The following is a 19700-nucleotide window of genomic DNA, read 5'->3' as shown; positions in this document are numbered from 1 at the left end:
CGAGGCCGCGTTCACTTTTCCCGACTGCGACTGTACGGGACAGTGCGTCGGGGTAGCCTGTCCCTATCGACTCCGCATGAAGAGGCAATAACTTATGGCTGCCACGACTATTGCGCGTCAGTGCACGCTGTGCGAGGCGCACTGTGGAATTCTGGTCAGCGTCGACGGCGATCAGGTGACCCGCATCGAGGGCAATCCCGACGACGTGCTGTCCAAGGGCTACATCTGCCCCAAGGCGACCGCGATGGGCGGCCTGCACCACGACCCCGACCGATTGCGCACTCCCGTGCGCCGCGTCGGCGACCGCTTCGAGCCGATCGGCTGGGAGGAGGCACTGCGTGAGATCGGCGTCGCCCTGCGCCGGGTGCGCGCCCGCCACGGCAATCACGCGGTCGGGATGTATCTCGGAAACCCGGCGGCGCACAGTTCCTCGGTGCTGTTCGGCGGCATGCTCCGCACGGTCCTGATGACCAAGAACTTCTTCTCCGCCTCCTCGATCGACCAGTTTCCGCAGGAATACGTGGCCTGGCGGATGTTCGGGGCCAACGTCCTCATGCCGGTCGCCGACATCGACCGCACCCACCGGATGATGATCCTGGGCGCGAATCCGGCGGTGTCCAACGGTTCGGTGACCACGATGCCCGGGGCCAAGGGACGTATCAAGGACATCCGCGAGCGCGGCGGCAAGGTCGTCGTCGTCGATCCGCGCCGCACCGAGACCGCGCGCCTGGCCGACGAACACGTCGCCATCGCCCCCGGCGGCGACCCTTACCTGCTGCTGGCCATGCTGCACGTGCTGGTCACCGAGGAGTTGTGCGACGAGGGGCGCATCGCCGAGCAGTGCAACGGCTGGGGCGAGCTGCGCGCGCTGGTCGCCGATTTCGGTCCCGATCAGGCCGCGCCGCACGCCGGGGTGGACGCCGAGACCATCCGTAGGCTCGCCCGCGAGCACGCCGCCGCGCCGTCCGCGGTGATCTACGGGCGAATCGGAGTGTGCCAGACCGTCACGGGCACGTTGACCCACTGGCTGATCAACACCCTCAACGCCGTCACGGGCAATCTGGACAGCCCCGGCGGGCAGATGTTCGCCACCGCGGCCCTGGACGCGACCGCGATGGGCAAGTACCTGCCGGTCACCGCGGGCGACTACACCGACGGGACGGGCACGTTCAAATCCTTCCGCGACGAACTCCCGGTGGGCGCGCTGGCCGATCAGATCCTCGGCGACGGCGACACCAAGATCCGCGCGATGGTCACCTACGCGGGCAACCCGGTGCTGTCCACGCCGCAGCGCGGACGCCTGTCCGCCGCGCTGGACTCACTGGAGTTCTACGTCGCGGTGGACATGTACATCACCGAGACCACCCGGCACGCGAACATCATCCTCCCGCCGGTCTCCCCGCTCGAACGCGAGGATCTCGACATCCTCATGCCGATGTTCAGCGTGCGCAACAACCTGCGCTTCAGCAATCGTGTCTTCGAGCCGCCCGCCGACGGGCTCGAGGACTGGGAGATCATGGCCCGGTTGGTGGCCGAGGTGCTGCCGCTGCCGCTGCGCCGTCTCACCGCGCGGGGTGTGATCGCGGTGCTGGATCGGATGAGTCCGCTGCGGCTCTCGGCGCTGGGCATCGCCGTCGGGCCCTACGGCGTCCTGCGGCGTGGGCCGTCCGGGGTCACGGTCCGCAAACTGCGCAAGACCACCGGCGGCATCGATCTGGGTCCGCTGCGGCCGCGGCTGCGCTCGGTGATCGGCACCAAGGATCGCAAGGTCCGACTGGCGCCGAAGGATTTCCTCACCGCGGCGCGCGACCTGATCGAGGACGCGCGACGCGGCATGGCCACCACCGACCCGGCCGACGGATTCGATCTGCGGCTCATCGGGCGACGCCATCTGCGCAGCAACAACTCGTGGCTGCACAATCTGCCGTCGATGGTGAAGGGCCGCCCGCGCTGCACCGCGCTGATGCATCCCGACGACGCGACCGATCGCGGCCTGACCGACGGCGACCCGGTGACGGTGTCGTCGAAGAACGGTTCGATCGTGGTACCTGTCGAGGTCAGCGACGAGATCCGCCGCGGCACCGTGGCGATTCCGCACGGGTGGGGGCACGACGAGCCCGGTGTGGGCTGGAAGGTGGCGGCCGCCCAACCCGGCGCGAACGTCAACCTGCTGCACGATCCGACGCTGGTGGACACCTTCTCCGGCAACGCCGCGGTCAACAGCACGTGGGTGACGGTCTCCGCGGCGGCCTCGGCCACGGTGTGAGTTCCGGCCCGCCGCCGCGACATCGGGGCGGCGGGCGGGCACCGATACCACGTTCGGCACCGGCGATCGAGCGCACTCGGAGTACGGGCTCGGTTCCCCGTGGGCACCGCGCAGCCCGGCTCGCGACTCAGCGGGCCTGCGGTAGGTACCGGATCCGACGCGGCGCCAAGGCCGAACTCGCGCGGACGGTCGCGGCGTACCGGCGTAGCGCGGCCTTGTCGCCCGGCCGCAACTCCACGTCGAGCAGTTCCCTGGCCCGGTCGGTGAGCAGCGCGCGCACGGCGTAGGGCGGCAGGCGCGCCGGAATCCAGGCGTCGGGGGCGAGCACCTGGGCCTTGAGTTGGTAGCTCGCGCTGTTGCGGCGCAGCAGGGTGGCGCAGGCGTCGGCGAAGTAGTCGGTGAACTCCGACCAGGTCGCCGGTTCGTGGCGGGCCGAGACGCCGTATCGGGCATACCAGATCCGGCATTCGGCGTAGAGCTGCTCGTGTTCGTCCGGTGTCAGCGGACGGGCGAAGGTGTTGATCGCGGTGACCAGCGAGTCGACGTAGGTGGCGTGCTGGAAGAAGAACACGTCGGGGCGCAGCGCGTGGTAGCGGGTTCCGGTATCGTCGCGGCCTTTGACGTGTTCGTGCCCGAAGCGGATGACGGTGCGCAGGTCGCGGTCGGAGTAGGCGATGGTGATCATGCTCGACACCGCGCGTCGCTTGTGCTCCCACAGGCGGGTTCGGGTGTGGGTCGCCAGGGCCGCGCCGATGACGGGGTGCAGGATCTGCAACGCGACCGCCCGGGGCAGGGTCAGCGCGAACCGCCGGTCGCCGACGTAGCGGCGCAGCAGCGCGTCGCGCGGCAAGGTCGGGACGGCCTTGGGCGGCTTGCGCGGGCGGGGGGTGTCCGCGGTCGGCGCGTGGACCTGGTCGGTCATCTCGGCTCCCCGTCGAGTCCGGACGCCGTAGCGTCAATGAGAAGATTATTCAATCATCTTCTCATCGTGCGTCATCCGGGGCAAGGCCGATCCGACGAACTCACCGGGTGTGGTCGACGATCTCGGCCACCGGTGCGTTCTTCATCAACGCCTCGATACCGTACTTGCAGTCGGACTTGGTCGAACAGGTCTGGCCCGTGGCGAGCAATTGCCCGTCGGCCGTGCGGAACAGGAATCGGAACGCACCCTGCTCGTCCCTCTCGATCTCGAACCTCGCTGCCATCGCGGACCCACCTCCGGTAGTGCGGAACGGCTATGTGTGCAGGGTAGAGCGCGCGGGCGCGGTTGCGGACCGACACACGCCGAATCGAGTTCGGGCAGGCCCGAAGTGCCGACCGGACGGTACGGGAACCCGGTGGGCTCTGGAAGAATCCCAGCGGTGCACATAGCGATCGAGCTGGTTGTCCTGGTGGCCGCCGCGACGGCACTGGCCGCCGCGGCACGGCGGTTCGGCGTCTCCGAACCGCTGGTGCTGACCCTCGCCGGAATCGGCGCGTCCTATCTGCCCTATGTGCCCGAGGTGCACCTCGAACCGGAAGTGGTGCTACTGGGCCTGCTGCCGCCGCTGCTCTACACCGCCGCGCTGCGCACCTCCTTGGTCGACTTCCGGGTCAACATGCGCGCCATCGCGCTGCTGTCGGTGGGGCTGGTGCTGTTCAGCACCTTCGCCGTGGCCGCGGTCGTGTGGTGGCTGCTGCCGGTGCCGTTCGCGGTGGCCGTCGCCCTCGGCGCGGTGGTCGCCCCACCCGACGCCGTCGCCGCCACAGCGGTCGCGCGCCGCATCGGCATGCCGCGCCGCATCGTCACCGTGCTCGAAGGCGAATCGCTGTGCAACGACGCCACCGCGCTGGTCACCCTGCGCACCGCCATCGCCGCCTCGGCGGGCACCTACGAACTGTGGCGGGCCGGACTGGACTTCCTGGTCGCCGCGGGCGGCGGCGCGCTGGTCGGGATGCTGGTGGCCGCCGTGCTCGCGATGCTGCGCAGGCGCATCACCGACCCCGTCCTGGACACCACCCTGTCCTTCCTCGCCCCGTTCGTGGCCTACCTGCCCGCCGAGGAGATCGGCGCCTCGGGCGTGATCGCGGTGGTCACCTGCGGCATCATCCTCGGCCACGGCGCCCCCGTCTGGCAGAGCGCGGCCTCGCGGACCGCCGAGCGCACCAACTGGCGCACCATCGTGTTCATCCTGGAATCCTCGGTGTTCCTGATCATCGGCCTACAGGTCCGCGCGATCCTGGAAGGGGCCTGGCACAGCGGACTCGACCGCACCACCCTCGTCGTCACCGCGCTGGCGGTACTGGTCACCGTGATGCTGGTGCGCCCGCTGTGGATCTTCCCCTCGGTGCTGCTCTCGCGCGGGTCCACCGCGGGCGCGCTGTCCGCGCGGGAATCGGCGGTGGTGTCCTGGGCCGGCATGCGCGGGGTGGTCACCCTAGCCGCGGTGCTGCTGCTTCCCCAGGACACACCCCAACTTCCAGTGCTCAAACTCCTCGCGCTGGTCGTGGTCGCCGGGACGCTGCTGTTGCAGGGGCCGACCCTGGCGTGGCTGGTGCGCGCGCTGCGCCTGCGCGGACCGAGCCGGGCCGAGGACGCCTTGCAGAAGGCCAACCTGTTGCAGCAGGCGGTCAACGCCGGTCTGGCCGAACTCGACAAGCGCCTCACCCCCGAGACGCCGCGCGCGGTGGCCGACTCCCTGCGCGACCGGGTCACCTGGCAGACCAACGCAGCCTGGGAACGGCTGGGCCGCCCGGAATCCGAACAGGTCACCCCCACCGCCGAATACCGCAGGCTGCGCCTGGCGATGCTGCGGGCCGAACGCGAAACCGTGCTGCGCGTACGGGATTCGGGGACGCTGGACTACGAGATCCTGCAATCGGTGCTGGCCCGCCTGGATCTCGAGGAATCGATGATCGATCGGTTCGAGGAGGCCGAGGTCGACGGACCCGAAACCCTGGCCGCGCCCTCGGCGGCCACCGACTGCGCCCATCTGCGCGCGGCCCCGCTGGTGCGCGAACCCGAGGAACCCGATCTGTGCGCCGAATGCGTCGCCGAGGGGTTGACCTGGGTGCACCTGCGGATGTGCCTGTCCTGCGGACACATCGCGTGCTGCGATTCCTCACCCGGCAATCACGCGACCAAACACTTCCAGGGCACCGCGCACCCGGTGATGCGCAGCGTCGAACCCGGCGAGGCGTGGCGGTGGTGCTACGTCGACGACCTGCTGGGCTGAGCGTTCAGGCGCGGGTGTGGGAGTAGATGAGCCGGGCGAACTGGGACAGCAGTCTGTTCAACGACACGTCCTCGTCGCCGATCTGCTGGTAGCCGATCAGCATCGCCATCCCGAGCGCGGTGATCTCCGCGGCGGCGGCCTCGTCGGCGACCACGCCCCGGATCACCTTGTGCACCGTGCGCCTGCGCGACTCGTCCACGCGTTTGAGGGCGAGGTTCACCGATTCGTCGTTGCCCGCCCACGCCCGGATGGCGGCCTCGGCGCGATGGTGCAGGCCCGCGGCCAGATCCGACATGGCGCGCACATCGTCGTCGGGGTTGCCCTGGTTGAAACTCAGCGTCCGCAGGATCACGACCTGCCGGTTCTCCCAGTGCTCGAGCAGCGCGTCCACGAAACTCTGCCAGCTGCCGAAATGGTGGTAGAACGAACCGCTGGTGACGCCGAGCCTGCGGCACAGCGCACCGATGTTGAGACCCTTGAAGCCGAGTTCGGCCAGCACCGCCAGCGCGGTTTCGAAGTACTGCTCCTTGGTGACCACTCGTGACATTCGGGCGCCATTTCTGTCGGTGCGGGCAGAGCACAGAACAGTACCCCATGCCCGCGCGCGGATCGGGCGACCGCACGGGATCGCCGCCGTCGGTCCGCGAGTCGCCCGGTATCCGTTACCGCACGAAATATACAGTGCCCGTGGGCAACCCCGCCGGGGTTCAGCCGTCCCCGTCCGGACCGGTCAGGTGGGTGTCGAAGAAGGCGAAGATCCGCGCCCACGCGTCGCGGGTGGCCGCCTCGTCGTGACCGAGTCCCGTCACCCGCAGCAGTCGGTCGCCGGGCAGGACGTTGGCGAATCCGTGCGTCACACCGGGATAGGTGCGGATGTCGTGGGGCACGGTGTTGTCGGTCAGCGCCTTCTCCAGACGCGTCCCCGCGCCGATCAGCACCGGGTCGAGCGCGCCGTAGCTGGCCACGATCGGGCACGCGCCCGCCAGCAGCGCGCCGTAGTCGCCGCGCAGGCTGGGATAGAACGGGGCGGAGACGTCGAATCCGCGCGGCGCCACCAGCAGCGCGAAACCGCCGCCCATGCAGAAACCGACGACGGCGGTGCGCCCGTTGCAGTCCGGATCGGCGAGCAGGTGCTCACGCGCGGCCAGCACGTCACGCACCGGTGCGCCCTCCCCGGTGAGCAGCAACGCCCGCATGATCGCGGTCAGACACCGAACGCGCCCGCGCGAGAACAGATTCGGCGCGACGGTCAGATAGCCGTAGTCGGCCAGCATCTCGACGTGGTTGCCGAGATCGACGCTGGGGCCGACGGCGTCGTGGACGACCACCACGCCCGGCCACGGGCCCGCGCCGGTGGGACGCCCCTGGATCGCCGACAAGGGGCCGTCGGGCGCGCCGAACTCGATGCTCTGCACAACCACCGAATCTATGCCCACGCCGCGGCGGTGTACAGCACCGCGCTCACGATCCCGACGCCCGACGCACCCGCGCGGCCTCGCGGGTGAGGTGGTCGCGTTCGGGCGCGCTGGTCGCCGCGCGCGCCGCCGCGGCGTACAGGTCCGCGGCCGCGGCGAGATCGCCCGCGCGCTCGGTCAGGTAGGCGCGGGCCGCGGTGTACCTGGGCAGGTCCGGATCGACGTCGCCGAGCGCCGCCAACCCCGCGCGGGCGCCGTCGGCCTCGCCCACCGCCACCGCCCGGTTGAGTCGCACCACCGGGCTGTCGGTCAGGGCCAGCAGTTCGTCGTACCACTCCACGATCTGCACCCAGTCGGTCTCCTCGGCGCGCGGCGCGTCCGCGTGCAGGGCGGCGATCGCGGCCTGGGCCTGGTATTCGCCCAACCGGTCGCGGGCCAGCGCCGCTTGCAGGATCGTCACGCCCTCGGCGATCAGGGCGGTGTCCCAGCGGAAACGATCCTGTTCGGCCAGCGGGATCAGGCGACCGCCCGGTCCGCGTCGTGACGCGCGCCGGGCGTGGTGCAGCAGCATCAGCGCCAGCAGGCCCGCCGCCTCCGGTTCGTCGGTGGCGGCGGCCAACTGACGGGTCAGGCGGATCGCCTCCGCGGCCAGGTCCAGGTCACCGCCGTAGCCTTCGTTGAACACCAGGTAGAGCACGCGCAGCACCGTCGCCGGATCGCCGGGCCGGTCCAGCGACACTCCGGCGAGGCGTTTCTTGGCGCGGCTGATCCGCTGCGCCATCGTCGCTTCGGGCACCAGGTAGGCCGAGGCGATCTGGCGGGTCGTCAGACCGCCCACGGCGCGCAAGGTCAGCGCGACGGCCGAACTCGGCGACAGCGCCGGGTGCGCGCACAGGAAATACAGCCACAGCGAGTCGTCCACGGCCGGGGCCGAACCGGGCGGCGGTTCGGCCCGCACGGCGAGTTCCCGCCCGCGACGCGCGGTCTCGGACCGCGCGTCGTCGAGGAACTTGCGCCAGGCCGCCGCCACCAGCCACCCCTTCGGGTCCCGCGGCGGATCGTGGGGCCAACTGCCCAGCGCGCGGATCAGGGCCTCCTGCACGGCGTCCTCGGCGGCGGCGAACTCGACGCCGCGCCGGACCAGGACGCCGATCACGGCGGGCACGAGGTCGCGCAGCAGCGATTCGTTCACTCGGTGACGGTGTGCGCCGCGGTGAGGAACGGGCGCACCTCGAGCCATTCCTGGATCGGCACGCCGCCCGCGCCGGGCGCGTCGGACAATTCGGCCGCCAACTCGAGCGCGCGCTCGTAGGTGTCGACGTCGATCACCATCCATCCCGCGATCAGATCCTTGGTCTCCGCGAACGGACCGTCGGTGACCGGCGGGCGGCCCGCGCCGTCGGAGCGGACGAAAGCGCCCTGCGGGGACAACGCCTGCCCGTCGACGTACTCGCCGGTGGCCTCGAGCCTGGCGGCGAAATCCTGCATGTACTGCACGTGCGCGGTGACCTCCTCCGGGGTCCACCGGTCCATCGGCACGTCGTTCACCGAAGCGGGCGCGCCGCGGTAGTGCTTGAGCAGCAGGTACTTGGCCATCGGGTTCTCCTCTGTTCGGACGGCTGTCGTGTTCTCACCCCTGGGACGGAGCCGATCCGACGTTATCGACATCCGCGGCGCGCGAATTCCGGATCTGTTTCCCACCCACAAAACAGACCGAACGGTACCTTTGATGCGATCGGCGTACATGTTCCGAGAGGACCGGCGATGGCGACGAGGCGAGGGTGACGGGGCTGCCCCGCTACGCACCGATGTCGGCCGCCGCCGGCCCCCTTCCCCACGACGACGACCGGTGGAGTTACGAGGTCAAATTCGACGGCATCCGCGCCCTGGCCTACGTCGGCGCCGACCTGCGACTGATATCGCGCAACGACAAGGACATCACCGCCGCTTGGCCCGAACTCGCCGATCTGGCGCCCGCCGACCCGCCCTTCGTCCTCGACGGCGAGATCGTCACCTTCCGTCCCGACGGGCGCACCTCCTTCGAGGCCCTGCAACCGCGCATGCACCAACGCCACCCCGGCCTCATCCGCACCCTGACGGCCACGGTCCCCGCCACCTACCTGATCTTCGACCTGCTGCACATCGGCGACCGGTCGCTGATCGACCTCCCCTACGCGCGACGGCGGCGACTGCTCGAACAACTCGACCCGCACGGTCCGCACTGGCGCGTCCCGCCCCGCCTCACCGGCAGCGGCGAACGCGTCCTGGCCGAATCCGCGAAACTAGGGCTCGAGGGCATCCTCTGCAAACGCCTCGACAGCCCGTACCTGCCCGGCCGCCGCAGTCCGCTGTGGACCAAGGTCAAGAACGTGCGCGACCAGGAAGTGGTCATCGTCGGCTGGCGACCGGGCGCGGGCCGCCGGGAAGGGCGCATCGGTTCGCTGCTGATGGCCGTGCACGACCGGCGCGGCGAGCTCACCTACATCGGCAACGTCGGCACCGGATTCACCCGACGGATGCTCGACGACCTCGCCGCCGCCCTGCGACCGCTGCGCCGCGACGACCCCGCGGTCGCCGCCGACGTCGCGGACGCGGTGTGGGTCGAACCGCGCCTGGTCGGCGAGGTGTCCTTCGCCGAATGGACCGGTGACGGCCGACTGCGCCACCCGTCCTGGCGCGGCCTGCGCCCCGACAAGGCGGCCGACGACGTGGTCCGGGAACCGCGGACCTGAACGCACGACCGGTCCCCCTACGCTGACCACGGTGGTGACACTGTTGATCGCGTTGGCCGGCTTCGCCTTTCTCGACTCGCTCGATGTCCTGCTGGTGGGAATCACGACGGCGGTGGTCACCGACAGCAGGCTGGGTCGCCGGTCCCCGCTGCCCGGCGGACTGAGCTTCCTCGGCGGCGTCTTCCTGGTCACCACCACCTTCGGCCTGTGCACCGTGCTCGGGCTGACCTTCCTGACCGATCTGATCGACTTCCGCCTCACCCCGACCCAGCGCTACTGGGGCGAACTGCTCATCGGTCTGGGCCTGCTCGGGTTCGCGTGCCTGCCCGTGCGCGCGGCGGGCGAACCGCCCGCCTGGGCCGCCGACGTACGCCGCAAACCGTGGGCGCTGGGACTGCTCGGCATCGCCATCGGACTCGCGCAGGCCCCGACCGCCGTCCCGTATCTGGCCGCGCTCGCGATGCTCTCGGCACACCGACCGACCATGTGGCCGCTGATCATCCTCGCCTACTGCGCGCTGGCGCTGATCCCGCCGCTGCTGGTCCTGACGCTGTCGGTGCGGCGCACGCCCAGAGCACGACGGGTCTATCGCACGATCGTGCGGGTCTTCGTCCGCGTCGGGCCCTTGTCGATCCGCATCCTGTTCGGACTGTTCGGCCTCGCGCTCGTCATCGACGCCGTGCGGCACGCCCGGTCGTTGTGGTGACGGCGTCGGGCAGCGGCAACCGGCGCAGGGCCACCGCGTTCAACGCCACGATCACACTCGACCCCGACATCGCCATCGCCGCGATCTCCGGTCGCAGCGTGAAACCGAAGGCGGGCACCAGGACACCGGCCGCCACCGGCAGCGCGACGGTGTTGTAGCCGACCGCCCACGCGAGGTTCTGGCGCATCTTGCGCAAGGTGCCGCGTCCGATCCGCAACGCCGTCGGGACATCGAGGGGATCCGAGCGCATCAGCACCAGATCCGCGGTCTCGATCGCCACGTCCGTGCCCGCGCCGATCGCGATGCCCAGATCCGCGCGGGCCAACGCGGGCGCGTCGTTGACGCCGTCGCCGACCATCGCGACACGGCGACCGTCGCGTTGCAACGCCGCGATCCGATCGGCCTTGTCTCCTGGGAGCACCTCGGCGATCACCGTGTCGATGCCCAGATCGGCCCCGATGCGTTCGGCGGTGGCCCGGTTGTCGCCGGTCAGCATCACCACGTCCACGCCCATCTCGTGCAGGGCCGCGACCGCGGCGGCGGAGGTCTCGCGCGGCGCGTCGGCCAGCGCGAGGACCGCGGCCGCCGCGCCATCCACCGCGACCAGCACCGCGGTGTGTCCCGTCGCCGCCAGTTCCTCGCGGTCCGCGGCCAATCCGCCGAGATCGATGCCCTCCCGCTCGAACAGGCGTCGATTGCCGACCACCACCCGATGCCCGTCCACCTCGCCGAGGGCGCCGTGTCCGGGGACGTTCTCGAAACGCGTCGCGGACAGGTTCTGCACCCCGGACGCCTGCGCGTGCCGGACCACCGCCCCCGCCAGCGGATGCTCGGACTCGCGCTCCACCGCCGCCGCCAACGCCAAGGCGCGCGTCGCGTCCCCCGTCGCGCGGACGTCGGTGACCTCCGGTTCGCCCTTGGTCAGCGTGCCGGTCTTGTCGAACACCACGACCTCGACGCGCGCCGCGGTCTCCAGGGCGAGCGCGTTCTTGAACAGCACGCCGCGCTTGGCGCCCAGACCGGTGCCCACCATGATCGCGGTCGGCGTCGCCAACCCCAGCGCGTCCGGGCAGGTGATGACGACCACCGTGATGGCGAACAGCATCGCCGTCGCGAACGACGCACCCGCCAGCAGCCACACCGCCAACGTCAGCCCGCCGCCGACCAACGCGACCAGGACCAACCAGAACGCGGCACGGTCGGCCAACCGCTGACCGGGGGCCCGCGAACTCTGCGCCTGCCGCACCAGATCCACGATCCGCGACAGCGCGGTGTCGGACCCGACCGCCGTCGCCCGCACCCGCAACGCGCCGTCGGTGTTGAGCGAGGCCCCGATCACCGTCGATCCCGGCGCTTTGCGCACCGGCAGACTCTCCCCGGTCACCATCGACTCGTCCACGGCGCTCTCGCCCCGCTCGACCACACCGTCCACCGCGATCTTCGCGCCGGGCCGCACCAGCAGCAGATCCCCCACGACCACCTCGGTCGTCGGCACCTCCACCGGCACACCGTCGCGCAGCACCTCCGCCCGCGGCGGCGCGAGGTCCAGCAGCGAACCGATCGCGTCGTTGGCCCCGCCCCGAGCCCGCATCTCGAACCAGTGCCCCAACAGCACGAACGTCGCCAACATCGTCGACGCCTCGTAGAACACCTCGCCGCCGCCGGTCACCGTGATCGCCAGCGAATACAGCCACCCCGCGCCGATCGCCACCGCGACCAGCACCATCATGTCCAGGGTCCGCGCCCGCAGCGCCGCCACCGCCCCGGTGAAGAAGATCGCCGAGGAATAGAACACCACCGGCAGGCTCAACAGCAGCGCCCACACGTCTTCGCGCAACCGGAACGGCACCGCCGGATGCAGGCCGAGCATGTCCGTGGCCATCGGGGACCACGCCATCACCAGCACGGAGAACACCGCGGCGACCAGGAACCGGTCGCGCATATCGGCCGCCATGGCCCGCATCGACATCCCGTCGTGGCCGTGGTGATCGTGCCCGGTCCCGTGCCCGTCGTCGCCGTGCCCCTCGCGCGCGGCACGATCGCCGGGTCCGTCGGGACCGAGCGGCGGTGGAAGCCCGGCCGGTCCGTGATCCGCGATCGATTCGCGGTCGAGGCCGTGAGCGTCGTCGGCTTCGCGGGTCGTGTCGCCGTCGGATACGCGCGCCGAATCGTGGCGGTGGCCTGTGCCCCGGTGATCCATGGGTTCCTCCTTCGCCGGAGGTGGCGACGGCGCGAGGGCCGCGTCACCTGCCTCGACCATATACCCCCCATGGGTATAAGTCGGTTCGGTGGCGAGAGATTCCCGTCATGGGCGCGGTCAGAGTCGGAAGGTGAGACGCTCCGGACGGACGTAATCGATGCGGTCGTGCAGTGTGCGCACTCGCGGCGCGGAACCGACACGCGCCACCTCCGCGTGCAGCGCGCGATCGTAGGTGGCGGCCGGGGCGGTGAGGCCGGGAAGCCAGTTGTCGTGATGGGTCGGGACGAACAGGGCGGGGGCGAGGGCCTCGATGTAGCGGCGCGGGTCGCGCAGACCGTTGGTGATCTGGTTGTAGCCCTGGACCGCGCCGATGTGCAGATCCGTGCCGGGCAGCGCGGCCAAGGTCTCGAGCACCTGCGGCGCGCGTTCGGTCAGCGGGCCCGAGGAGTCGTGCCACACCAGCGAGAAACCCGGCACGCGCACTTGATAGAGCAGTACGCCGCCCTCCGCGTCGCGCAGGCGCGGCACCGTCTCGGCCAAGTCGGCGCGCGTCGGCGGATGACGCAGGATCGGCGCGAGGCGCGGCCTCGGGAAGAACGGCCGCGCCGGGTCGTCGCGATCGGGCGCGGTCGGCGCGGAATGCAGATGCCGGATCGCCGTCACCGCGACCGGGCCCACGGTGAACTCGTGACTGTGCCCCGGCGGCGTGGCGGCGTCACCGAGGGCGACGGTGGGAAAGCTCGGTGCGAGAACCTGGGCGCGGATGGCCGCGCAGTGCTCGGCGGTGCCGTACACCACCGCGCCGCTCGCCTCGGCGATCCGTCCCGCGTCGCCCGCGTGGTCGAAGTGGCCGTGCCCGATCAGGATCGCGGCGGGCCGCAGATCCGCGAGGTCCTGCGGCGACGCCGGAACGTAGCCGGAACTCATCAGCCGCGGCACCCACGCGTCGAGCAGCACGACGACGCCGCCGATCGCCAGCACGTAGGTCGCGCAGCCCACCCAGGACAGCGCCACCCGGTCGGCGCGCACCGCGCCGGTGTCGGCATCCACCACATCGCTGCCGAGGAAGCGCCGCCGGGCCCGGATCGTCGACTCCGACCCCGGCTCCCCGGCGGGCCGCAGCGGCGGCACCGCGGGCAGGACCACGCCGGGAAAACGGCCGGCCAGACCGCGGACACTCAGCTCACACATCCTTGCACCAGATCACGTCCGGTGCGTCGGGGCAAGCGGTCAGAGACGCACGCCCAGCAGCGCGTCCACGGCGGTCGCGATCACGCGCGGCGCCTCGGTGTCGGGGCCGCCGTAGTCCAGCGCGCGCGTCGCCCAGTGATCCAGCGCCGCGAGCGCCTTCGGGGTGTCCAGATCGTCGGCCAGATGCTGACGGACCCGCGCGACGGTGTCGGCGGCCGCGGGCCCGGAGCCCAGCGCCACCGCCCGACGCCACAGGTCCAGGCGACACTCGGCGTCGGCGAGCACCTGCTCGGTCCACATCCGGTCCGCGCGGTAGTGGCCCGCGTACAGGCCCAGCCGGATCGCGGCCGGGTCGGTGCCCGCGCGCCGCAACGTCGAGACCAGCACCAGGTTGCCGCGCGATTTGGACATCTTCTCGCCGTCCAGGCCGATCAGCCCGGCGTGCACGTAGTGGCGGGCGAACCGTTCGCCGGTGCGCAGCGATTCCGCGTGCGCCGCCGAGTACTCGTGGTGCGGGTAGATCAGGTCGCTGCCGCCGCCCTGGATGTCGATCCCGCTGCCGATGCGGTTGAGCGCGATCGCCGCGCACTCGATGTGCCAACCGGGCCTGCCCTCGCCGAACGGGGCCTGCCACGACGGCTCACCCGGGCGGGCCGCGCGCCACAGCAGCGCGTCGATCGTGTCGTGCTTGCCCGGACGGTCCGGGTCGCCGCCGCGCTCGGCGAACAGCCGCTCCATGGTCGCCCGGTCGTAGCCGGATTCGTACCCGAACTGGTCGGTGGCCTCGACCCGGAAGTAGATGTCCGGGTACTGCGCATCGTCCACGACGTAGGCCGCGCCCGAGGCGAGCAGCTTGTCGACCAGTTCGATCACCTCGTCGACCGACTCGACCGCGCCGATGTAATCGCGCGGCGGGACCACCCGCAGCGCGGCCATGTCCTCGCGGAACAGCGCCACCTCGCGGTCGCCCAGTTCGCGCCAGTCCAGGCCGTCGCGTTCGGCGCGCTCGAACAGCGGGTCGTCCACGTCGGTGACGTTCTGCACGTAGTGCACGTCGTGTCCGGCGTCGCGCCACACCCGATTGACCAGGTCGAAGGTCAGGTAGGTGGCCGCGTGACCGAGATGGGTGGCGTCGTACGGGGTGATGCCGCAGACGTACATCGTCGCCGTGGAGCCCGGCGTGACCGGACGCACCTGCCGGTCGGCGGTGTCGTACAACCGCAACGGCGGCCCTGTTCCGGGGACTGTCGGTAGGGCGATATCGGACCAGGACTGCATGATTCGAGGGTAGAGGTCCGCTCGGGAACTCCGCCTGCCACCCCGGCCCGCGACCGGCGCGACCCCGTGTGGTCACCACCCCGGACCTGCGTCGACGGCGGCGTTCGGGAAAGTCAATCGTTACCGTCCCACGGAACCGAAGATCGCGCCGACCGGTGACGAGGCTCACCCCCAGCCTCCAGGCTACGAAACCCGCGGGCCGCCCGCACCATCGGGGGCTGTGCGACCGGTCACGGCACGGCCCGCGAGTACGCACGCGACGCGAGTCGACACCCGGTACGACGGCGCGGACCCGCACGCCTCAGAAGGCGGGCCACGGGATGGGACGCGGACCGTGCGGCACCGGCATCACCCGGTGCTCGAGCAGATCCTTGGTGCGCGCGACGAGGGCGTCGATCTCGGCGTCGGTGACGTGCGGGGCCAAGGCGTCGGCGACCGCGCCCGGCAACGTCTCGGCGAAGGTCTCCACATCGGCGATCAGGTCCTCGCCCACCGGTTGGGCCGCCCAGCCCCACAGCACCGTGCGCAACTTGTCCTCGGTGTGCAGGCAGATGCCGTGGTCGACGCCGTAGACCTTGCCGTCCACGCCTTCGAGCGCGTGCCCGCCCTTGCGGTCGGCGTTGTTGAGCAGCACGTCGAGCACCGCCATCCGGCGCAGGCGCGGGTCGTCGGCGTGCACGAGCGACACCTCGTTGTCGTCCTGGTCGACCGCGCGCAGCACCTCCACGAACCCCTCCGGCACCGCACCCGCCGGACACAGGTCCACCAGGTCGAACCGGTCGGCCCGCTCGGTGTGCTGATCCGCGGACTCCACCCAGCGCTGCACCATTCCCGGCCCGTAGGGTCCGTCGCGCAGGATCGTCTGCGGGATGACCTCCCAGCCGATCGCCTCGGAGATCAGATACGAGGCCACCTCGCGGCCCGCCAACGTGCCGTCGGGGAAATCCCACAGCGGACGCTCCCCGCGCACCGGCTTGTACACCACCCGCAGCGGGTCCTCGGCGTCGCCGATCTCGCAGACCAGGGTGACGTTGCTCGCCACGTTCACCCGGCCGATCACCATCAGTTCGCCGGAGCGGAACCGCTCGGCGTCCTGTTCCTCGCGCTCGTGCCCGACGGCCACATCACTCCTCCAACTCGGCCGTACCGAAGATCTCACCGCGCTTGTACCCGTTCGTGCGCACGCACATGTGTCCGCGCGCCGAGAGTGGCTCACCACACAGCGGGCACGGCGGGCGGCCCGCCGCGATCACCCGGGTCGAGCGCAGCGCGAACTCGCGCGCCTGCACCGGGGTGAGGAACACCCGCACGGCGTCGGGGCCCTCCTCGGTGTCGTCGAGTACGACGGACTCGTCGACCTCGGTCTCGGTGATGGCCAGCAACTCCACCACGACCGCGCCCGCGTCGGCGTCCCAGCCCAGACCCATGGTGCCGACCCGGAATTCGGCGTCGACCGGGGTGACCAGCGGCGCGGTGTCGCTGACGTCCTCGGCCTGGGGCGGCACGGGCGCGCCGAAGCGGCGCCCGACCTCGTCCAGCAGCAGACCCATCCGGTCGGCGAGCACCTTGACCTGCTGCTTCTCCAGCAGCACGCTCACCACCCTCGGCTCCTGCACGGCCTGCAAGTAGAACGCGCGATCGCCCGGCTCACCGACGGTCCCGGCGACGAAACGATCGGGGGTGCGAAATACATGGATTGCTCGTGCCACCTGCACCTCCTGCTACGTGACCCTGATCGACTACCCACGGCGGACGCGGATCCAACTCACGGCGCCGCTTTTCCATTATCCGCGCTCGCGCCGCCGCCGACCTCCCCGCCGGGCACCGGCCCGGTGGTAGCGGGCGAGGCGCTCGGCTCGGGCGGGATCAGCGCGCTCAGGTCGGTGCCGGTGTCGTTGAGCCGCCACACGTACGGCGCGGTCGCCGCATAGCGCACCACGCTGATCGAGGCCGGTTCGACGACGATGCGCTGGAACCCGTCCAGGTGCAGCCCGAGCGCGTCGGCCAGGATCGACTTGATCACGTCGCCGTGGGTACAGGCGACCCACAGCACCTCACGGCCGTGTTCCTCGGCGAAGGCGCGTTCGTGGTGGCGGATCGCGGCGACCGCGCGGGCCTGCACCTGGGCCAGCCCCTCGCCGCCGGGGAACACCGCGCCCGAGGCGTGGCGCTGCACCACCTTCCACAGCGGTTCGGTGAGCAGGTCCGCGATCGGCCGCCCGGTCCACTCGCCGTAGTCGACCTCGAGCAGTCGCTCGTCGTAGCGCGGTTCCAGCCCGAACTTCTCGGCCAACGGCGCCACCGTTCGCTGACAGCGCAACAACGGCGAATGCACGATGTACTCGATCGGCAGGGCGGCGAGCCGGTCGGCGACCGCGCGGGCCTGTTCGGCTCCGCGTTCGGTCAGATCGACGCCCGCGCTGCGTCCCGCGAGTGTTCGGGCGGTGTTCGAGGTCGACACGCCGTGTCGCAGCAGGATCACCGTCATCGGTTCAGCCTAGTCGTCGCGGTGCGGTGGGGACGGGGCGCGGTGGCGTCGTTCACGTCGCCGACACCACCCCGGTGGCAAGCAGACCCATGACCGTCAGCCCCAGCACGATCCGGTAGCCGACGAACCAGTTCAGCGAATGGCGCGCCACGAATTTCAGCAGCCACGCCACCGAGGCGTAGCCGACGACGAAGGCCAGCACCGTCGCGACCAGCAACTGCGGTCCGCTGGCGTTGAGTCCCTCACCGGCGGGCTCGAACGCGTCGGGCAGGCTGAACAGACCCGAGGCGGTGACCGCCGGGATCGCGAGCAGGAACGAGAACCGCACCGCGGCTTCGCGTTCCAGACCCAGGAACAGGCCCGCCGAGGACGTCGCGCCGGAGCGCGACACGCCGGGGATCAGCGCGAGGCACTGCGCGAAACCCATGACCAGGCCGTCGCGGGTGGTGAGCTGTTCGATCGGACGCGACTTGCGGCCGTAGTGCTCGGCGGCGGCGATCACCAGCGCGAAGCCGATCAGCATCGCCGAGACCAGCCACAGATTGCGCGCCCCGGTGCGGATCTCGTCCTTGAACAGGAAGCCGAGCACGCCGATCGGGATGGTGGCGATGATGACGTACCAGCCGACGCGGTAGTCCAATTCGCGCTGGGCGTCCTCGTCGCGGGCGAAGTCGGCGGCGTAGTCACCGGTGACGACGGGCAGGCGGCGGGTGGGCTGTTCGGCCAACGGCACCTCGACGCCCGAGCGCTCCCGTATCCGCAGCAGCAGTGTGGTGAACCACGCCTTCACGATCCGCACGATGTCCTTGGCGAAGTAGACCAGCACGGCCAGTTCGGTGCCCAACTGGGTGACGGCGGTGAACGACGCGCCCGCGTCGTCGCCGAAGAACACCGAGGACACGATGCGCAGATGACCGGAGGAGGAGACCGGAAGGAACTCGGTGAGCCCCTGCACCAGACCCAGTACCAACGCCTGTATCCAGGTCATCGACTCGCCCACTTGCCCTCCTCCGTCGCGCACGGTGCGCCGCGTGCCGCACCCGTTCTACCGGGTGGTCCGAAACGTCCGTTCCGAGAGGGCAATTGGCCCGGCACCGGAACGGAACGGCGTCGAACCACCGCAATCCCGCAGCGACAGTACAGGCTCACCGCACGCGGCGACGGCCGGGTCCGGCACGGGGCCGGCCCGGCACACTACGCTGAGCGGCGTGACGAATGCGCGGACGCGGTGATGGAACAGCGGACGGTCGGCCACAGCGGCCTACGGGTGTCCCGGATCGGTTTGGCGACCCACACCTGGGGGACGCACACCGATCCGGACGACGCGGCGGGACAGCTCATCGCGTTCGCCGAAGCGGGCGGCACGCTCGTGGAGACCTCCCCCGCCTACGCGGGCGGCGCGGCCCAGCGCATCCTCGCCGATCTGCTCGGCGACATCGTGAGCCGCGACGAGATCGTGTTGTCCGGCAGTGCGGGCGTCGTGGTGCACGCGCCCTCGCTCGACTCCGGAATTCCGACGCCCGAACCGATCCGGCCCACGGTCGACGCCTCGCGCCGCACCCTGCTGCGCCAACTCGACCGGACCCTGCTGGAACTGGGCACCGACCACCTCGACATCTGGACCGTGGCCGCCTGGGACCCGCGCACCCCGCTCGAGGAGATCGCCGCCACCCTGGACTACGCGGTGCGGTCGGGCCGGGTGCGCTACACCGGTGTCAGCGGTTTTCGCGCCTGGCAGTTGGCCAGTCTGGCCGCCACCGCGCCGGTCGTGGTCGCCCAGACCCCGTATTCGCTGCTGGCGCGAGCGGCCGAAGTGGATTTCGTGCCCGCCGCGCGACATCACGGCGTCGGTGTGATCGCCACCGCACCGCTGGCGGGCGGCATCCTCACCGGCAAGTACCGCGACGGCGTGCCCGCGGATTCGCGCGGCGCGGACGAGGCCACCGCCGAGGAGATCAGCCACCGACTCGACGACCGGGCCACCCGCGTCGTCGACGCCCTGGTCACGGCCGCCGACGGATTGGGCACCTCGCCGCTGGCGGTGGCGCTGGCCTGGATTCGCGACCGCCCGAGCATCGTCAGCATGATCGTCGGCGCGCGCGACATCGGCCAGCTGACGGGGATCATGGCGGCCGAGACGCTGGAACTGCCCCGTGCCATCGCGGCGGCGCTGGACGACGTGAGCGCACGCGCGCAATGACGCGGATTA

The 19700-nt window shown here is 70.9% G+C and carries 18 protein-coding genes; 5 read left to right on the top strand and 13 right to left on the bottom strand.

The features are described 5' to 3' along the window. Positions 1-94: 94 nt before the first annotated feature. Positions 95-2266 (top strand): molybdopterin oxidoreductase family protein, encoded by a 2172-nt coding sequence (locus tag ON30_RS15095; protein ID WP_040707679.1) that lies wholly within the window; start codon positions 95-97, stop codon positions 2264-2266. Between the two features lie 127 nt (positions 2267-2393). Here the strand turns inward: ON30_RS15095 and ON30_RS15090 are convergent, their stop codons facing one another. Together ON30_RS15090 and ON30_RS15085 are read right to left on the bottom strand one after the other, a co-directional pair. After that, positions 2394-3188 (bottom strand): oxygenase MpaB family protein, encoded by a 795-nt coding sequence (locus ON30_RS15090; protein WP_083911413.1) that lies wholly within the window; start codon positions 3186-3188, stop codon positions 2394-2396. A gap of 100 nt (positions 3189-3288) precedes the next feature. Continuing rightward, positions 3289-3471 (bottom strand): YegP family protein, encoded by a 183-nt coding sequence (locus ON30_RS15085; RefSeq protein WP_040707678.1) that lies wholly within the window; start codon positions 3469-3471, stop codon positions 3289-3291. Positions 3472-3627: 156 nt separating this feature from the next. Here ON30_RS15085 and ON30_RS15080 point away from each other — a divergent pair, with 156 nt between their 5' ends. After that, positions 3628-5481, top strand: a complete 1854-nt coding sequence (locus ON30_RS15080) for a Na+/H+ antiporter (RefSeq protein ID WP_040707677.1) — start codon at positions 3628-3630, stop codon at positions 5479-5481. A gap of 4 nt (positions 5482-5485) precedes the next feature. On the opposite strand, the gene ON30_RS15075 is transcribed toward ON30_RS15080, so the two are convergent. The 4 genes from ON30_RS15075 to ON30_RS15060 all read right to left on the bottom strand — a co-directional run bounded on the left by ON30_RS15075 (position 5486) and on the right by ON30_RS15060 (position 8492). Then, positions 5486-6028: a TetR/AcrR family transcriptional regulator gene (locus ON30_RS15075; RefSeq protein WP_040707676.1), complete on the bottom strand. Its 543-nt coding sequence runs from the start codon at positions 6026-6028 to the stop codon at positions 5486-5488. A gap of 160 nt (positions 6029-6188) precedes the next feature. Further along, positions 6189-6896: a dienelactone hydrolase family protein gene (locus ON30_RS15070; RefSeq protein WP_040707675.1), complete on the bottom strand. Its 708-nt coding sequence runs from the start codon at positions 6894-6896 to the stop codon at positions 6189-6191. Positions 6897-6942: 46 nt separating this feature from the next. After that, positions 6943-8088, bottom strand: a complete 1146-nt coding sequence (locus tag ON30_RS15065; protein ID WP_040707674.1) for an RNA polymerase sigma factor — start codon at positions 8086-8088, stop codon at positions 6943-6945. Then, a complete protein-coding gene (locus tag ON30_RS15060; protein ID WP_040707673.1) occupies positions 8085-8492 on the bottom strand; it encodes a YciI family protein in 408 nt (135 codons plus the stop codon). Before ON30_RS15060 ends, ON30_RS15065 begins: the two co-directional genes overlap by 4 nt. A gap of 185 nt (positions 8493-8677) precedes the next feature. On the opposite strand from ON30_RS15060, the gene ligD reads away from it, so the two are divergent. Together ligD and ON30_RS15050 are read left to right on the top strand one after the other, a co-directional pair. Continuing rightward, the gene (gene ligD / locus ON30_RS15055; protein WP_040707672.1) at positions 8678-9628 is read left to right on the top strand and encodes a non-homologous end-joining DNA ligase; all 951 of its coding nucleotides are present in this window, start codon (positions 8678-8680) and stop codon (positions 9626-9628) included. 31 nt (positions 9629-9659) lie between these two features. Continuing rightward, the gene (locus ON30_RS15050; RefSeq protein WP_040707671.1) at positions 9660-10334 is read left to right on the top strand and encodes a GAP family protein; all 675 of its coding nucleotides are present in this window, start codon (positions 9660-9662) and stop codon (positions 10332-10334) included. On the opposite strand, the gene ON30_RS15045 is transcribed toward ON30_RS15050, so the two are convergent. The 7 genes from ON30_RS15045 to ON30_RS15015 form a co-directional block, all read right to left on the bottom strand. Beyond that, positions 10297-12594 (bottom strand): copper-translocating P-type ATPase, encoded by a 2298-nt coding sequence (locus ON30_RS15045; RefSeq protein WP_083911412.1) that lies wholly within the window; start codon positions 12592-12594, stop codon positions 10297-10299. The two genes, ON30_RS15050 and ON30_RS15045, sit on opposite strands and share 38 nt — an antisense overlap. Positions 12595-12651: 57 nt before the next feature. Then, positions 12652-13725, bottom strand: coding sequence for an MBL fold metallo-hydrolase (locus ON30_RS36135; protein ID WP_051029372.1), 1074 nt, complete (start codon positions 13723-13725; stop codon positions 12652-12654). 39 nt (positions 13726-13764) lie between these two features. Next, positions 13765-15003 (bottom strand): cysteine--1-D-myo-inosityl 2-amino-2-deoxy-alpha-D-glucopyranoside ligase, encoded by a 1239-nt coding sequence (gene mshC, locus ON30_RS15035; RefSeq protein ID WP_040707669.1) that lies wholly within the window; start codon positions 15001-15003, stop codon positions 13765-13767. 301 nt (positions 15004-15304) lie between these two features. Then, entirely contained in the window at positions 15305-16126 is an 822-nt protein-coding gene (locus ON30_RS15030; protein WP_040707668.1) for an SCO1664 family protein, read from the bottom strand. A 1-nt stretch (position 16127) separates the two neighbouring features. After that, a complete protein-coding gene (locus ON30_RS15025; protein WP_040707769.1) occupies positions 16128-16712 on the bottom strand; it encodes a DUF3090 domain-containing protein in 585 nt (194 codons plus the stop codon). Between the two features lie 56 nt (positions 16713-16768). Next, a complete protein-coding gene (locus ON30_RS15020) occupies positions 16769-17491 on the bottom strand; it encodes a histidine phosphatase family protein (RefSeq protein WP_040707666.1) in 723 nt (240 codons plus the stop codon). Between the two features lie 52 nt (positions 17492-17543). Continuing rightward, positions 17544-18491, bottom strand: coding sequence for an undecaprenyl-diphosphate phosphatase (locus ON30_RS15015; protein WP_040707664.1), 948 nt, complete (start codon positions 18489-18491; stop codon positions 17544-17546). Positions 18492-18722: 231 nt separating this feature from the next. Here ON30_RS15015 and ON30_RS15010 point away from each other — a divergent pair, with 231 nt between their 5' ends. Continuing rightward, positions 18723-19691: an aldo/keto reductase gene (locus tag ON30_RS15010; RefSeq protein ID WP_040707662.1), complete on the top strand. Its 969-nt coding sequence runs from the start codon at positions 18723-18725 to the stop codon at positions 19689-19691. Positions 19692-19700 lie beyond the last annotated feature (9 nt).

It is taken from the genome of Nocardia takedensis NBRC 100417, assembly GCF_000308695.1.
GTDB lineage: Bacteria > Actinomycetota > Actinomycetes > Mycobacteriales > Mycobacteriaceae > Nocardia > Nocardia takedensis.
This window is presented reverse-complemented; position numbering and strand designations above follow the sequence as displayed.

Excerpts from the sequence above, each read along its gene's own strand:
- ON30_RS36135 (WP_051029372.1), bottom strand. The coding sequence starts at position 13,725 with ATGTGTGAGCTGAGTGTCCGCGGTCTGGCCGGCCGTTTTCCCGGCGTG.
- ON30_RS15095 (WP_040707679.1), top strand. The coding sequence starts at position 95 with ATGGCTGCCACGACTATTGCGCGTCAGTGCACGCTGTGCGAGGCGCAC.
- ON30_RS15010 (WP_040707662.1), top strand. The coding sequence starts at position 18,723 with ATGGAACAGCGGACGGTCGGCCACAGCGGCCTACGGGTGTCCCGGATC.
- ON30_RS15020 (WP_040707666.1), bottom strand. The coding sequence starts at position 17,491 with ATGACGGTGATCCTGCTGCGACACGGCGTGTCGACCTCGAACACCGCC.
- ON30_RS15045 (WP_083911412.1), bottom strand. The coding sequence starts at position 12,594 with ATGGTCGAGGCAGGTGACGCGGCCCTCGCGCCGTCGCCACCTCCGGCG.
- ON30_RS15090 (WP_083911413.1), bottom strand. The coding sequence starts at position 3,188 with ATGACCGACCAGGTCCACGCGCCGACCGCGGACACCCCCCGCCCGCGC.
- ON30_RS15060 (WP_040707673.1), bottom strand. The coding sequence starts at position 8,492 with ATGGCCAAGTACCTGCTGCTCAAGCACTACCGCGGCGCGCCCGCTTCG.
- mshC (WP_040707669.1), bottom strand. The coding sequence starts at position 15,003 with ATGCAGTCCTGGTCCGATATCGCCCTACCGACAGTCCCCGGAACAGGG.
- ON30_RS15085 (WP_040707678.1), bottom strand. The coding sequence starts at position 3,471 with ATGGCAGCGAGGTTCGAGATCGAGAGGGACGAGCAGGGTGCGTTCCGA.
- ON30_RS15075 (WP_040707676.1), bottom strand. The coding sequence starts at position 6,028 with ATGTCACGAGTGGTCACCAAGGAGCAGTACTTCGAAACCGCGCTGGCG.